General features: G+C 42.6%; 9 protein-coding genes. 5 read left to right on the top strand and 4 right to left on the bottom strand.

What is annotated here, in order from left to right:
* Entirely contained in the window at nt 1-2,460 is a 2,460-nt protein-coding gene (gene thrA, locus Q7657_RS21005; protein ID WP_107166843.1) for a bifunctional aspartate kinase/homoserine dehydrogenase I, read from the bottom strand.
* 425 nt (nt 2,461-2,885) lie between these two features.
* Between thrA and aceK the strand changes: the two genes are divergently transcribed.
* Entirely contained in the window at nt 2,886-4,637 is a 1,752-nt protein-coding gene (aceK, locus tag Q7657_RS21010) for a bifunctional isocitrate dehydrogenase kinase/phosphatase (RefSeq protein ID WP_053987946.1), read from the top strand.
* A 144-nt stretch (nt 4,638-4,781) separates the two neighbouring features.
* Complete coding sequence (locus tag Q7657_RS21015; protein WP_053987947.1) at nt 4,782-5,255, top strand: hypothetical protein; 474 nt, start codon at nt 4,782-4,784, stop codon at nt 5,253-5,255.
* Nucleotides 5,256-5,260: 5 nt separating this feature from the next.
* On the opposite strand, the gene Q7657_RS21020 is transcribed toward Q7657_RS21015, so the two are convergent.
* Nucleotides 5,261-5,755 carry a putative 4-hydroxy-4-methyl-2-oxoglutarate aldolase gene (locus Q7657_RS21020; protein ID WP_107166844.1) on the bottom strand — a complete coding sequence of 165 codons (495 nt, stop codon included), beginning with the start codon at nt 5,753-5,755 and terminating at the stop codon, nt 5,261-5,263.
* Nucleotides 5,756-6,465: 710 nt separating this feature from the next.
* Between Q7657_RS21020 and arcA the strand changes: the two genes are divergently transcribed.
* Nucleotides 6,466-7,185, top strand: a complete 720-nt coding sequence (gene arcA / locus Q7657_RS21025; protein WP_008988472.1) for a two-component system response regulator ArcA — start codon at nt 6,466-6,468, stop codon at nt 7,183-7,185.
* A gap of 74 nt (nt 7,186-7,259) precedes the next feature.
* Here arcA and arcB read toward each other — a convergent pair whose 3' ends face one another.
* A complete protein-coding gene (gene arcB / locus Q7657_RS21030; protein ID WP_107166845.1) occupies nt 7,260-9,629 on the bottom strand; it encodes an aerobic respiration two-component sensor histidine kinase ArcB in 2,370 nt (789 codons plus the stop codon).
* Nucleotides 9,630-9,779: 150 nt separating this feature from the next.
* Nucleotides 9,780-10,718 carry a tRNA modification radical SAM protein MnmL/YtqA gene (mnmL, locus tag Q7657_RS21035; RefSeq protein WP_107166864.1) on the bottom strand — a complete coding sequence of 313 codons (939 nt, stop codon included), beginning with the start codon at nt 10,716-10,718 and terminating at the stop codon, nt 9,780-9,782.
* A gap of 655 nt (nt 10,719-11,373) precedes the next feature.
* On the opposite strand from mnmL, the gene gltB reads away from it, so the two are divergent.
* Entirely contained in the window at nt 11,374-15,921 is a 4,548-nt protein-coding gene (gltB, locus tag Q7657_RS21040) for a glutamate synthase large subunit (protein ID WP_107166846.1), read from the top strand.
* Nucleotides 15,914-17,380, top strand: coding sequence for a glutamate synthase subunit beta (locus Q7657_RS21045; RefSeq protein WP_107166847.1), 1,467 nt, complete (start codon nt 15,914-15,916; stop codon nt 17,378-17,380). Before gltB ends, Q7657_RS21045 begins: the two co-directional genes overlap by 8 nt.
* Nucleotides 17,381-17,385 lie beyond the last annotated feature (5 nt).

A 17,385-nucleotide genomic window follows, 5' to 3' on the forward strand; every position in this document is an offset into this window, starting at 1 on the left:
TTATACTCCTCGTTTCCAACCTAATGTACGCATCAGATCGGCAAACACACCTGCTGCCGTCACTTCAGTACCTGCACCGTAACCACGCAGTACTAATGGAATTGGCTGGTAGTAACGGCTATAGAAAGCAAGGGCATTTTCACCATCTTTGATCTTAAACATAGGGTCATCAGGGTTAACCGCAACAATTTTCACCGAGCACTTACCGTTATCAATTTCACCAACATAACGCAGTACTTTGTCTTCTTTTGCAGCATCTTGCGCAAGCTTAGTAAAGTATTCATCCGCTTGTGGTAAGCGTGCCATAAACTCATCAACCGATCCTGATGCATCAAAACCCGGTGGCAGCGCTTGTTCAACATTCACATCAGAAAGTTCTAACGCTAAACCTGATTCACGAGCCAAGATCAACAACTTACGCGCCACATCCATACCCGATAAATCATCACGAGGATCTGGCTCTGTAAAGCCGTTATTACGTGCAACCGTTGTCGCCTCGCTAAAGCTCATACCTTCATCTAACTTACCGAAAATGTAAGACATAGAGCCAGAAAGAATGCCTGAGAAACGCTGCAGCTCATCACCGGCAGCCATCAGATTTTGAAGGTTTTCGATAACTGGCAGACCAGCACCAACTGTGGTGTCGTACATAAACTTACGACGGCTTACACGTGCTGCTTGACGCAATTGTTGGTAGTACGCCATGCTCGCCGTGTTTGCCTTTTTATTAGGTGTGATCACGTGGAAACCTGCAGATAAGAAATCAGCATATTGCTCTGCGATGGTTTGGTCTGACGTACAGTCGATGATCACAGGGTTAATAATGTGATTACGTTGAACAAGTTGGATCATACGAGCAAGGCTTAATGGCTCGCTCACTGCACCCATTTGATCGCGCCAGTTATCTAAATTGAAACCGTCACTATTGAGTAGTAAGCCTTTGCTGTTTGCCATACCGCAAACACGGATCACAATGCCATCATCTGCGAGTTTGCTTTGCTGACGTTGGATCTGATCAACTAATTCACCACCGACACCACCAACACCAATCACGAACACATCAAGGAAGTGCTGACTGTTAAATAGATTTTCATGACACGCTTTCACCGCTTCAGATACTTTGTTTTGTGGAATAACCGCTGAAATGGCACGCTCAGAAGAGCCCTGTGCAATCGCAACAATGTTCACATCCACTTCAGCGAGTGAGGTAAAGAAGCGAGAAGCGACACCGTGAGAAGTACGCATACCGTCACCAACTAAGGTCACGATAGAAACATCATCCGAAAATTCAACAGGCTCTAATAACCCTTCTTTAAGCTCTAGCTCAAAGCTTTCACTTAATGCCTTTTCAGCTTGAGCACGATCCGAAGTTTCAATACAGAAACTGATACTGTATTCAGAAGAAGATTGAGTGATAAGTACAATCGATACGCCAGCAGATGACATCGCACCAAATACGCGTGCCGCCATACCGACCATGCCTTTCATACCCGGACCTGATACGTTAACCATGGTGAGATCTTTTAGGGTCGTGATCCCTTTAATCGCTAACTGATCTTCACCGGTATCTTGACCAATTAATGTACCTGGTGCTTGTGGACTAAAGCTGTTTTTGATCAGACATGGAATTTGGAATTGAGCAATAGGTGCGATGGTTTTCGGGTGAAGTACTGAAGCACCAAAGTAAGAAAGCTCCATCGCTTCTTGGTAGCTTAATGATTTAAGTAAACGCGCATCAGGCACTAGGCGAGGATCGCAGCTGTAAACACCGTCAACGTCAGTCCAGATCTCACAACAATCTGCACGTAGACAGGCAGCCAGTACAGCAGCTGAGTAATCAGAGCCATTACGACCAAGCGTCACTAACTCGCCTTTACTATTACCTGCAGTAAAGCCCGGCATGATGCAGACATGACCTTCAGGTAATGGCTGACGACGGAAGTTTTGCGTTGAGATCTCAATGTCTACATGCGCTTCAAGGTAACTCCCTTCCGCATATAAGTATTGAACAGGATCAATAAGGCTAGCAGGTTGCCCTTTTGCTTCAAGTACCGCTTTCATTGCCGCAATTGAAATACGCTCGCCCTTACTGATAATCGTCGCATAGACATTATCAGGGCAGAGACCTAATAACTTAATGCCGTGAACATACTCTTTTAATTGACCTAATGAGCTTACTAGCTTGGCATCTAACGCTGCTTTATCAAAACCTGGCTCAAGGGTTTTCAAACCACTAAATAACTCAACAAAAACTTGCTCAAGATCGGCAAGTTGAAGTGATGCATCGCCAGTTTTAACAGCGTTATCAATCACAGAAACCAGCTTGTTTGTCACTTTACCCGGTGCAGATAGCACCACAGAGACATCACCTTGCTGAGCATTATTCGCAATAATATCAGCAGCTCTTAAAAATCGCTCTGCATCGGCTAATGATGAACCACCAAACTTAAATACTCGCATTCCCTACTCCCGAGTCTCTATCCTGAACTATCTAGTTTTAACAGCTAGATATACTCAAATATGTGAATTAAAAATCGTTAAAAAAAAACCCGCAGCTCTTATGAGTTGCGGGCTTATTGTTAATCTTTGCGCGTATCAGCCCGCACTAACACCTAAAATGTTAATGGTAATAATCGTGCGTGTAGTGCCGTTAAAGCTGAATACTTTTTTCATGTTGCTATGAATTCTCTTTTTGCTGATAGTTTACGTTTACAGCAATCATGGGTTAGAGTCAATAATATCTTCACAATTACACAACACAACAGACAGCAAAGTTTTACCATTAATCAACCGTTCTCATTAACAATTGTCACTTGCTATATTGGTAGCCTAATGTGCTATGTTGCATAATTCATATAATACCGATACACCAAGAGAGGTACGCCATGAGTACAGCGATGGAATCTTTAATAGCTCACACTATATTGCAAGGCTTTGATGCCATGTATGGTCGCTTTCTTGATGTCACAGCTGAAGCTCAACAGCGCTTTGAAAAGCAACAATGGGGCAATGTTCATCATGCATTAAAAAAACGGATCAGCTTTTATGATCACCATGTGGAGCTGGTTACCAATCAAATCCAAATCATGCTCGGTGAACGTTATGCTAACCATGATTTTTTAATGGCCGTAAAAATCGCTTATCAAGATTTATTATTGGATTATCCTCGTTACGATATTGCTGAAAGCTTTTTCAATTCCGTTTATTGTCGTATTTTCAAACACCGCAACATCAATCGTGACAAGTTGTTTGTGCATACATCACAAGAAGATCGCGTTCCCCCTTACCCAACCTCATTAACACGACATTACCAAGTTCAAACAACCCTACGTGCGATGTTTGAACGTATGCTTGATGACACTCCATTCACCCTACCCTGGCAAAATAAAGCGCGAGATATCGACCACTTACTTAACTATTTGCAACGAGATCTCGGCGCAAAATTCGATCAAGGCACGACATTAGAGCTCATTCGTGAACCTTTCTACCGTAACAAAGCCGCATATTTAATTGGTAAACTGACCTTTGCTAATGGTGATTTTTCACCTTTTGTTATTCCTATTTTTAACGATCATAACCATGAGATTTATCTCGATGCTTGTATTTGTGATGTGAACGATATCAGTATCATCTTCGGCTTTGCCCGTTCCTATTTCATGGTTTATGCGCCAGCACCAGCAGCACTTGTGCGCTTTCTCTCACAACTGATTCCCAATAAAACACTAGCAGAGCTTTACACCGCTATTGGCTGTCAAAAACACGGAAAAACAGAGCTATATCGTGAATTTTTAGCTCATTTAGCAACAACTAATGACAAGTTTGTTATTGCTCCGGGGATCAAAGGAATGGTGATGTCGGTCTTTACCCTGCCTTCTTACGACTTTGTTTTTAAAATCATTAAAGACAAATTTGCGCCACAAAAAGACATTAACCACAACACGGTTAAAGAAAAATATCAGCTGGTAAAAGAGCACGATCGTGTTGGCCGCATGGCTGATACCCAAGAATACAGAAACTTTTGTTTCCCAAAAGAGCGTTTTAGTGACGAGCTTATTGCAGAATTACAAGCAATTGCTCCTTCGATAATCACTATTACCGACGACACCATTATGATCGCGCACCTCTATATGGAACGTCGCATGGTGCCATTCAATCTCTATATCGAAAATGCGAGTGATGACGAACTGCGCTACGCTATCGATGAATATGGCAAAGCCATTAAGCAACTTGCCGCAGCCAATATTTTCCCCGGAGATATGCTATTTAAAAACTTTGGGGTAACGCGCCATAAACGGGTGGTTTTCTACGACTACGATGAAATTACCTATATGACAGAAATGAATTTTCGAAAGATCCCGCCACCACGTTATCCTGAGGATGAGCTGGCAGCTGAGCCTTGGTACAGCGTTGGAATTAACGATGTTTTTCCTGAAGAATTTCGCACTTTCCTGTTAATTAATCCCAAAGTCAGAACGCTATTTGATGAACTGCATAGCGATCTATTTGATGCCAACTACTGGCAACAACTTCAGCAAAATATTAACGATGAAAATTACCCCGATGTGATCCCGTATCCTGAGGAGTATCGCTTTATACACCATTACATCAGCGATAAGGATAGCGCCACCTCTCTGTAATAAAGAAAGTACTATTTACATAAACAGGCGTTGTAGATCATACATTGAAAAACTCATTGCATATTTCTCACATCTGCAATGCCATTTTCAACGGCGATCCCCTACAGTTAGAAGCATAAAATAATAATTAGAGAATAAGCTGATATGGCAAGATTATTTTTAGGGATTATTTTTTGTTTGGGCTCTCTTTTTCAGCCGGTAATGGCAACAGAATTTGAAGACTTAGGCTTAACTTATGACGGTGGTAAAAAGCTATCGTCAGGCTGGTTTCTATCTTCACAATCACGTCATCAACAAGCCTTTGATGTTTGGCAGATCGACAGCGGCTATTCATATCCAATATCAAAAAATACGCAGGTTTATTTGAGCACCCAACTGACCTCAACCACAGAGCAACAACATGGATCTCGTGGTATAGCCTCTGGTGTAAAATACAACCTAACACCTAAAGTAAGCCTGCAAAGTGAAATTAATACAGCCACAATGGCTGAAAAAACCAAAGTCGGCATTGAGGTTAGTAGCCAATACAAAGTATCAGATAAATTAAATCTACGTGCTAGTGTCGATTATGAAGAGCTTGAACAAGTAATTGAATTAGGGTTGGGATTCAACTTTTAGTTATGTTAGTTCAGAACTGATAAATCTAATGCTGTTTTAGACAGAATAATGCCGTTTAAATCAGCGTAAATATAATCTCCCGGATACACTAGATTTTCATGGATATTCAACGTGACATTTAACTCACCCATCTGACGTTTAATGGTTTTTATTGGGCAAGCTCCTATCGCCTTTACCCCTAAATCCAATGTAGCCAACGTACCTATATCACGAACGGCCCCATTAACGATAATCCCTTGCCAATGGTTTTTAATGGCTAACAAAGCCAATTGATCCCCAAGTAACGCTCGTCGACAACTGCCATGACCATCAATCACCAGGACTTTACCTGTACCATCTTGCGATAATATATCGCGGACTAAGCTATTATCTTCAAAGCATCGCAATGTCACACACTGCCCATAGAAAATAGCTCTACCACCATAATCGTGGCAAGTTAAAGGAAGAAAGTAGATATCTTGTTCATAGTGATCACAGAGATCTGGCAATAAATCTTTCATTATTCCCTCCTAAAACCGTCCATATGTTACAAATAAGAATTTTAACAATACTCACTGGCATATTAACAACCAGCCTACCTATTTATAGTTAGTCGTTTTTAAAAAACCACCATCAACCCAAAGTGTAATTTACTTCGAATACTCACAGAGAATAATGCCATATTCCCGATTATTCATATTAAATAGTTAAAAATCATGTTTAGAGTAACAACACATAAAACATGCAACTAATCGATGACGATGTTACAATTAAAAAAATAACGTAAATAACATGTTGTTGTTAATGTAAGTTATAGCTTTAAAAACATACAAACGGTATGTTTTTGATTAATTTTTAATGTGGAATTAATCAAATCTCAGTGATTTTATCAAGATTGTTAAAAATCTTGATAACGAGCGCTAATGCTTCACTCTGTTTGATATAAATCAACAAAGTTATAAATAGCTATACTAAACAAACGTACAATATTGTTAGAGAGCTGTTAAGTGAATACAATCGCTGCATTAATTAGGGAGAGTGTAGCCAACACCTCAATTTTTGAGGTATTTCGATAGCATTTACTATCGGGAAAAGGATGGTGTACCAACATAGGCAGCGATTTCGTAACAAATAAGTATTTTTGTTAATACTTTGCCTATATGTGAATTTTTTTATAGAATTTAACTTATTCTGTTCATCGCAGATTAGTTTTTGATATTAGGTACTGCCAATGCAAACCCCTCACATTCTTATCGTAGAAGACGAGCACGTAACACGTAATACACTAAAAAGTATCTTTGAAGCGGAAGGTTACACAGTTTTTGAAGCAAACGACGGCGCAGAAATGCACCAGATGCTTTCTGAAAACCCTGTTCACCTAGTGATCATGGACATTAACCTACCAGGTAAAAACGGTCTTCTACTAGCTCGTGAGCTTCGTGAACAAGGCGATATGGCGCTAATGTTCCTAACAGGTCGTGATAACGAAGTTGATAAGATCCTAGGTCTTGAAATTGGTGCTGATGACTACATCACAAAACCTTTCAACCCTCGTGAATTGACGATTCGTGCACGTAACCTACTAACTCGTGCAATGAACCAAGGTCTTCCAACTGAAGATAAAAAGCTAGTTGAGCGTTACGAGTTCAACGGTTGGTCTCTAGAAATTAACAGCCGTTCACTAGTAAGCCCAAGCGGTGATCAATTCAAACTTCCACGTTCTGAATTCCGTGCTCTACTTCACTTCTGTGAGAACCCAGGTAAAATCCAAACTCGTGCTGATCTTCTTAAGAAGATGACTGGTCGTGAACTTAAGCCACATGACCGTACGGTTGATGTAACCATCCGTCGTATCCGTAAGCACTTCGAATCTGTTGCTGATACCCCAGAGATCATCGCAACAATTCACGGTGAAGGTTACCGTTTCTGTGGCGATCTAGGCGAAGAGTAATTCGTTTAGTGGTCCAATAAAAAAGGCTCCGAAAGGAGCCTTTTTTGTATCTGTGATAAATGAATATCGGTATTTTACTTACCGTACTGCTTCAACCATGCTTTCAATACTTCAATGTCGTTTTGATAGCAGTTTTTGATTTCATCAACCCAATCATTAATATTTTCCCACCAAGCTGGTAGCTCTGGCGATTGCGCTTTTTGCGCCACTTGCTGAATATGTTTTAGGCCAATAGAGCCGGCAGCCCCTTTGATTTTATGCGCTTCAAACTTAATCCCATCTTGATCTTTTGCGACCATGTTGGAGTCTAAAATCGCAATATAATCTGGCATCATTTTTTCAAACATCTCGATGCTAGCATAGACAGGCTTAGTACCAACAATATCAACATACGAGGTCAGCATTTCAAGATCGAGCAATTTATCAATCATACTTTCGCTTGGACCTGATTGCTCATTGTCAGATTCTAATTGCTCAGTCACTTCATCTTCTTCATAACTGCAACTGAGCACTAGATTTTCGATCACGCCAGTAATTGCTTTAACACTTAATGGTTTGCTGATCGCTTCATCCATGCCTTTTTCAAGATACTCAGTTTTATCACTGATCACATTGGCTGTCAGTGCAACTAAGGCTGGTAGATCTTGGTATTTTTCACGCAGTTTCTGGGCAATATCAAATCCTGTCATATCGGGAAGTTGGATATCTAACAGCACTAAATCGTAATCTTCAGGTTTGAACATGGCTAAGGCTTCATCACCTCGCATTGCCACCGTTACTTCATGACCTAAACTTTCTAGTAGTGATTTCGCAACCGTGATATTTAACTCAATATCTTCAACCATAAAGATGCTTAAACCTGTAAGCTCAGGTTTCACTTCAGTCACGATTTCTTCTTCAATCACATCTTCGACTAGCGGTACACGAATTTTTACTCTGAATGTACTGCCTTCACCGACTTCTGAATCCACCGTGATGTCACCGCCCATCAATTGCACTAACTGGCGAGATACCGCTAAACCAATTCCCGTACCCACAGCATGAATGTTGTCATCACCCTGTTTTACTTGGTAATACATGGCAAAGATATTATCGATTTCAGACTTAGGAATACCAACACCGCTGTCTTCTACTTCAAACACAATATCTGCATCATGTTCATGGATTTCACTGCTTACCGATAAAATCACCCCGCCTTGTTTGGTAAACTTGGTGGCGTTACCAATTAAGTTCCAAAGCACTTGGCGTAGTCGTGTACTGTCGACTTCAATATTCTTCGGCAGATCAGTTAAACATTCCAAATCAAAACGTAACCCTTTTTGCTCTGCCATTAATTGTGAGATATTACCCATCTCGTCAACAAACTCATGGAAATCTAACGGCTTTGGCATCAACTCTAATCGGCGACGATCGGACTTATCCAAATCAATAATGTCGTTAAAAATGTTACCTAGGGTGATCGCACTGACATGCACAGTACGCAAATAGCCACGTTGCTCATCAGTTAATTCGGTATCAAGCAACATACGGCTTAGACCGACAATACCATTAAGCGGAGTACGTAATTCATGGCTGATCGTTGAGATAAATGAGGTTTTATCGCTACTCGCTTTTTCTAGCGCATCTTCATACTTTTTACGCTCAGTAATATCTCGACCAAAGCCCATTAAACCTAAACGACGACCATTACGGCTATAAAATGGTACTTTACGTAATTCAAATAACGCCCGTTTACCATTGGGATAAACCAGCCATTGCTCATCAGTCATCGCGCTATTTTCATGAAATAGCTCTTCATCGGTTTTAATAATTTTCTTGGCAACTTCTTTAGGATAAACATCCCAAGGTGTTAAGCCCACCAACTCCTTCTCCGTTTTACCTAGCAATTCAGACATTGCGCGGTTACAGCCCGAAAACTGATTCTTTTCATTGCGGTAGTAAATCAAATCAGGGGAAGCATCCAGAAATGATTTTAATAATGCACTTTGTTCAGCAACGGCAAGCTGCGCATTTTCACGCTGATATACCTCATTTTCGAGATCCTGCATCGCTTCTTCGCGGGCTTCTTCCGCTTTCTTTCTTTCTTCTATCTCTAAATTCAACTGCGAGATATTATCTTGAAGCTGTTGGTTTAATTCCAAATCACGAGATCGCATCTCTTCTAATTTGGTCACCAATTTAGATAAACGTTGGCGAGACTCTTCTAATTGATCCACCACCACAGAGAGAAAGTACACCGCCCAAGGGGTGATCAATAAACCAAAGGTTACCGAGCGAACAATATCAATATCATTCACCGAGCCATGTAAGATCAAAGTCACACACACTTGGACAATGACAGCTAGTGCAACCAAGCCTAAAGCGAGTAATAAACTAAAACGAACAATCCCCAGCTTAACCAGAAGATCAACATAGAATTGAGCTAAAATTTTGACTTGTTTCATCACTGAATACCAAAAGAAGAAAGACATCGCGAAAGCGACGATTAAACCTGTTAATCATAAGCGCTCATGCTAATTGCGCCAAAATATAAGGTAAAACTTTAACCTTTACATACAAAAAAGCCCACATTATGCAGGCTTTATTGTTACATCCTATTTTAATTGTGGTAATTCATACACAAAAGCATCATTAATGAGACTACCTTGTGCACCATGACGATCGAGGCTGCGACCAATTTCTGTCATGGCTAACCAGCGGTTTTCACACCACATAGGTGCTAATAAGGTAGGACGTCGAGCAGCAGCAGATACACGGTGATATACCACATTGGCAGGCGTTAAGCGGATCATCTCCGTCGCTATATCGGTATAGTCTTCAAGGCTGATCGGATCTAAACGCTCAGCTTTAAACGCTTGCCCCATTTTACTACCTTCAACAATATGTAATGGGTGTAACTTAATCCCATCAACACCAACTGCAACCACTTTGTTAATGGTATCGATATTATCTGCTTTAGTATCTCCCGGTAATCCCACAATCAAATGGGTACAAACTTTGATCCCTAACGCACGAGCGCGCTGAGTGATCGCTTCATAGCAAGCAAAATCATGACCACGGTTGATACGTTTTAATGTTTTATCATTTGCGGTCTGCAAACCTAGCTCTAGCCAAATCTCATAACCTTGCTCAACATAACCAGACAATAGCTCTAATACCGCATCAGGCACACAGTCAGGACGAGTACCGACACATAAGCCAACAATATCGGCAGTCTCTAACGCTTCTTCATACATTTTCTTCAAGGTTTGTACTTCAGCATACGTGCTAGTGTATGCCTGAAAATACGCTAAATAACGTTTCGCACGATGGATTTCGCCTGCACGATCAGTTAGTTGCTGCTGAATAGGTAAATATTGTGTTTTTTCATCGGCAAACGACGCCACATTACAAAAAGTACAACCGCCTCTGCCGATGGTGCCATCACGATTAGGACAACTAAAGCCGCCATGTAAGGTTAACTTATGCACTTTCTCGCCATAGCGACGTTGTAAATCTTGACCAAATGTATTGACGAGTTCGTGGAGTTGCATTGCTTGACCTAATAGTAAATAAGTATGAGTAGCTGTAAAACCGCGATAAATAGCGAGCTGATATAAAAGGACACGCAAGATAGCATCAATCACACGTTCAAAGTTTGTGCTGAAACAAAAATACCGCGTTCTTATTCCTAGTAAGCAAGCAGCTTTAAACGTAAATAAAATACAAAAAGAGAAATTGATTACGAGCAAATACGATAACAATAAGAGTGCGCCACACTCAGCTTTTTTGCATTAAAACCCAATTGCGAATAATTATCAGGATTAGAGTGCTATTTTCATGTTTAATAATGCAACAAAATAGCAATATTATGATGACTAAGTGTTAATTTTTATTGGTAATTAATGTATCAAAATTGTAGGATAGTTACACTTGTGTGCAATTTCTGAACAATAAAAGCGGCTTTATCATCCTACTTTAAAGTGATTTATGTCGCCCTTTCTCAAGAAATATAGTGTATTCGTTCACACCTAAACGAACACAGCAAAATTAAGTTTGCCAAATAAAGGAACGTTTCATCCTTGCGCAAACACACAATCACCGCAGGTAGAACAGGACAGTTCATTTCAATACCGCATGATTGTGACAATAAATTAGGGATAACCAAGCCTTAGGAATATGGCTTGATGCAACTGGAAGGATGTATCTATGACAGATCAAGAGCTGAACGCTCAGGGACTTTATGTGCCTGAAATGGAGCACGATGCCTGTGGTATCGGCTTTGTCGCCCACCTTAAAAACCGAAAATCTCACCAGATTGTTACTCAGGCTCTCGATATGCTCGCGCGTATGGAGCACCGTGGCGGTCAAGGCTGTGATCCATGCAGTGGTGATGGTGCGGGTATTTTACTGCAAAAACCGCACGAGTTCTTATTAGAAGAAGCACTTAAACTGGGTATTAAATTACCAGCCTTCGACCAATACGGCGTCGGTGTCGTGCTATTTCCTAAAGATGAACATAAACGTCAACAATGCCGTGAGATCTTAGAACGTAATGCTAAACGTCTTGATCTTGAAGTGATTGGTTACCGTGTGCTTCCGGTTGATAACTCAATGATCGGTGAAGATCCATTGAGCACAGAACCACAATTTGAACATGTGTTCATTACAGGTGGTGCCAATCTCGATCCTGCGGTACTTGAGCGTAAGCTGTATGTACTACGTAACTACACGGTACGTGTTTGCCTTGAAAGCGTGTCAAACATTGGTGATGACTTCTACATCAACTCACTGTCATACAAAACGCTAGTGTACAAAGGTCAGTTGACCACAGAGCAAGTACCTCAGTACTTCCTTGATCTGCAAAATCCTACGATGGTAACAGCACTTGCACTGGTTCACTCTCGTTTCTCAACTAACACCTTCCCTCGTTGGCGTCTAGCACAGCCTTTCCGTTACATTGCTCACAACGGTGAAATCAATACCGTACGTGGTAACTTGAACTGGATGAAGGCGCGTGAAGCTATCCTTGAATCGGATCTATTTAGCCAGCAAGAAATTGAGATGCTACTGCCTATCTGTCAAGAAGGTAGCTCGGATTCATCTAACTTCGATATGGCGCTAGAACTACTAGTCCTATCTGGTCGTAGCCTGCCGCATGCACTGATGATGCTGATCCCTGAAGCATGGCAGGAAAATAAGAACCTCGATCCTAAGCGTCGTGCATTCTACCAATACCATGCCAACATCATGGAACCTTGGGATGGTCCTGCTTCTGTTTGTTTCACTGACGGTGTTCAAGTAGGTGCAACACTTGACCGTAACGGTCTACGTCCTTCCCGTTATACCGTGACCAAAGATGACTTCCTTGTGATGGCATCTGAATCGGGCGTGGTTGAAATTGAGCCTGAAAATGTCCAATTCCGTGGTCGTCTACAGCCGGGTCGTATCTTCGTTGCCGATCTAGAGCAAGGCCGCATCATTTCAGATGAAGAAGTGAAAGATGGTATTGCAAGTGCACAACCTTATGAGCAATGGGTTAAAGACAACCTATTAAGTCTTAAGACATTGCCAGAAGCTGACAACATGCACCACCAGCCAACACCTGAACGCTTACTGCATCATCAACAAGCGTTCGGTGTCAGCTCCGAAGAAGTGAACGACATCATCGTTCCCTTGGCAAAAACCGGTTATGAGCCATTAAGCGCAATGGGTGCTGACTGGCCATTAGCAGTGCTATCACACCAATCACAGCATCTATCAAACTACTTTAAGCAGCTGTTTGCGCAGGTAACCAATCCACCAATCGATCCAATTCGTGAACGTATGGTGATGTCATTGAATACTTACCTTGGTAAGGATCAAAACCTGCTAACAGAAACCCCTGCACACTGCCGTAAAGTTGAACTGGAATCACCTGTTCTTTCTAACGCTGAGCTGGAGAAAATCCGTGCTATCGATAAAGAGCATTTACAATCAAAAACGCTCGATATCGTATTTAGTGCAAGCGGTGAGGAAGGCAAACTAGAACGCGCCCTGAAACGTATTTGTCAGTACTCTGAAGATGCTGTTATTGATGGTTACTCGATCATTATCCTAACTGACCGTGCGGTAAACTCTAACCATGCAGCAATTCCTGCAATGCTGGCAGTCGGTGCTGTTCACCACCACTTAATCCGCAAAGGTCTTCGTGCGAAATGTGACATCGTAGTTGAGACGGGGGATGCTCGTGAAACCCACCACTTCGCCACACTTGTTGGTTATGGTGCGAATGCTGTTAACCCATACCTTGTAACTGAAACGCTGGTTGATCTTCAACGTAAGCGTAAGCTTGATCCAGAAGTACCAACAGACACCTTATTTGATAACTACCGTAAAGGGGTTAACGGTGGTCTATTAAAGATCTTCTCGAAGATGGGTATTTCAACACTACAGTCTTACCACGGCGCACAAATATTTGAAGCACTCGGTATTAGTAAAGCGGTCGTTGATAAATACTTCACTGGTACGGTTTCTCGTATTCAAGGTCTCACCATTGATGACATCGCACAAGAAGTGCTAGTTCGTCACCGTGTCGGCTACCCTACCCGTGAAATTCCTGTACAGGTACTCGATGTTGGTGGTGTTTATCAGTGGAAACAACGTGGTGAAAAGCACCTGTTCAACCCTGAAACGATTTCACTGCTGCAACAGTCAACACGTAACAAAGATTACAGCCAGTTTAAGCAATATGCGAAAGCAGTTGATGATCAAGGCGATAATGCTGCAACACTACGTAGTCAGCTTGATTTCATCAAAAACCCAGCAGGCTCTATTCCACTTGAGGAAGTCGAGTCAATCGAGAATATTCTTAAGCGCTTTGCAACAGGTGCAATGAGCTTTGGTTCTATCTCTTATGAAGCGCACTCAACGCTTGCGGTTGCAATGAACCGTATTGGTGCGAAGTCTAACTCAGGTGAAGGTGGTGAAGATCCAATTCGCTTTGAGAAGAAAGACAATGGCGATTGGGAGCGCTCTGCAATCAAACAGGTCGCATCAGGTCGTTTCGGTGTAACATCTTACTACCTAACTAACGCTGATGAGCTACAAATTAAGATGGCTCAAGGTGCGAAACCAGGTGAAGGTGGTCAATTACCAGGTGATAAAGTTGATGATTGGATTGGCGCAACTCGTCACTCAACCCCGGGAGTTGGTCTAATTTCGCCACCGCCTCACCACGATATTTACTCAATCGAAGACTTAGCGCAGCTGATCTACGATTTGAAGAATGCTAACCGCGCAGGTCGTGTCAACGTTAAGCTAGTATCAGAAGCTGGTGTGGGTACGATTGCATCAGGTGTTGCAAAAGCAAAAGCTGACGTAGTGCTTATTGCAGGTTTCGACGGTGGTACAGGTGCATCACCAATGTCATCGATTCGCCACACAGGTCTACCGTGGGAGTTAGGTCTAGCCGAAACACACCAGACCCTACTAAAAAATGGCCTACGTAACCGTATCGTAGTTCAATCTGACGGTCAGATGAAAACACCACGCGACCTTGCTATCGCGACTCTGCTGGGTGCCGAGGAATGGGGCGTAGCAACCGCAGCACTTGTGGTTGAAGGTTGTATCATGATGCGTAAGTGTCATAAGAACACCTGTCCTGTCGGTATCGCAACGCAAAACAAAACATTACGTGAGCGCTTTGATGGTCGTGTAGAAGACGTTGTTACTTTCTTCCAATACATGGCTGAAGGTCTACGTGAAATCATGGCTGAGCTTGGTTTCCGTACCATTGATGAAATGGTTGGTCAGTCTCAGAAACTGAAAGTACGTGAAAATATTAGCCACTGGAAGTACAAGAACCTTGATCTAAGCCCAGTGCTTTTCATCGAGCAACCGCGTAATGAAGACGGCGTGTACAACCAACGTGAACAAAACCACGGCCTAGAAACAGTACTTGATCGCAAGCTAATTGAACTTGCACAACCGGCACTTACTGAAGGCAAGGCTGTTGAGGCTGAACTGCCTATCATCAATACCGACCGTAGTGCAGGTACAATGCTGTCGAATGAAATTTCGAAAGTGTACAAAGACCAAGGTCTACCACAGCCAATGAACGTCAAGTTTAACGGTTCTGCAGGTCAAAGCTTTGGTGCATTCCTAGCCAAAGGCGTGAAATTTGAAGTCGAAGGCGATGCAAACGACTACTGGGGTAAAGGTTTATCTGGCGGTACGCTAGTACTTTACCCTGATGCGAAATCTGACATCGTTGCTGAAGACAATATCGTTGTGGGTAACGTTTGTTTCTACGGTGCAACCTCTGGTGAGTCTTACATTCGCGGTATCGCAGGTGAGCGTTTCTGTGTACGTAACTCAGGTGCACACGTGGTGGTTGAAGGTGTCGGTGATCACGGCTGTGAATACATGACAGGCGGTGTTGCGGTTATTCTGGGTCAAACAGGTCGTAACTTTGCTGCTGGTATGAGTGGTGGTGTTGCTTACGTTTGGGATCAATTTGATGACTTTGAAACCAAACTCAACCCAGAACTCGTTGATCTCGACCCAATCGAGAAAGAAGACCAAGAATTATTACTAAATATGCTAACGAAGCACGTAGCATTGACTGGTAGTACGGTTGCAGAGCTTTTCCTATCTAACTTCGAAGAGAACCTGAAGAAGATGGTGAAAGTGATGCCAAGGGATTACAAAGCTGTACTACAAAAGCGTAAAGCTGAAGCTCAAGACAAGGAAGCGTTGGAGGCCATCAATGGGTAAGCCTACTGGATTTTTAGAATTTGGCCGTGAACTGCCAAAAAAGTTGGATCCGAGTGTTCGTATCCAAGATAACAAAGAGTTCGTCCTAAACGACGAGTTCGGTGACAAGATCAATGATCAATCGGCACGCTGCATGGATTGTGGCGTTCCTTTCTGTCACAACTCATGCCCTATCGGTAATATCATTCCTGAATTTAACGATGCGGTTTACCGTGATAGCTGGGAAGAAGCGTGGAACATCCTAAGTTCGACCAACAACTTCCCTGAATTTACCGGTCGAGTCTGTCCAGCCCCTTGTGAAAGTGGCTGTGTACTGGGGATCAACCAAGATCCCATCACTATCTGTAACATAGAAAAGACCATCGTGGAAACCGCTTACCGTGAAGGTTATGCCAAGCCAAAAACGCCACGTTCTCGCACCGGTAAAACCGTGGCAATCATCGGCTCAGGTCCTGCGGGGCTTGCTGCTGCCGAGCAGCTAAACAGTGCAGGTCACACCGTGACTGTATTTGAACGTGATGAAAAAGTCGGTGGTCTACTGCGCTTTGGTATTCCAGATTTTAAACTGGGCATGGATATCATTGATCGTAAGATCAACTTAATGGCAGAAGCTGGTGTTAAATTTGAAGTTAACGCCCATATTGGTGTAGATATTAATGCTAAACAGTTGCGCCAAGAGTTTGATGTAGTCCTACTAACGGGCGGTTCAACAGTGCCACGTAACCTGCCAATTCCGGGGCGTGAGCTTAACGGTGTTCACTTTGCGATGGAGTTCCTAGCGCAAAACAACCGTCGTGCTAACGGTATGGATTTAAAAACCAAAGAAATCCATGCCAAAGACAAGCATGTGGTCGTCATTGGTGGTGGTGATACGGGCTCTGACTGTGTTGGTACATCAAACCGTCACGGTGCAGCCAGCATTACTCAGGTGGAAATCATGCCGATCCCACCAGAGAAACGTCCTGCAAATCAGCCATGGCCGTCATACCCAATGATCATGAAAACATCGACATCACATGAAGAAGGCTGTGATCGTTACTGGAACATCTTAACCAAAGAGTTTATCTCTGATGATAACGGTAACGTGAAAGGCTTACGAATCGCAGATATCGTTTGGCAAGATGCAAAACCGGGTGAACGCCCTGAGTTTAAAGAAGTAGAAGGCTCTGAGCGTGTTATTGCTTGTGATTTAGCTTTCTTAGCGATGGGCTTCTTACACCCTGAGCCAACAGGCGTACTTGCTCAACTTGATATTGCTCTTGATGAGCGTGGTAATGTGGCAACTACCGATTTTGCTACGAACCAAGCAGGTGTCTTTGCCGCTGGTGACATGCGTACAGGTCAGTCTCTAGTGGTACGTTGTATCAACGAAGGCCGAGAATCAGCACGTGCCGTTGATGCTTACCTAATGGGTAACACTAACCTTGAAGCAAAAGCCGATTCATTAATGCTTTCTTAACATTT

The sequence above is a fragment of the Candidatus Photobacterium acropomis genome (assembly GCF_030685555.1).
In the GTDB taxonomy this organism is placed as follows: domain Bacteria; phylum Pseudomonadota; class Gammaproteobacteria; order Enterobacterales; family Vibrionaceae; genus Photobacterium; species Photobacterium lucens.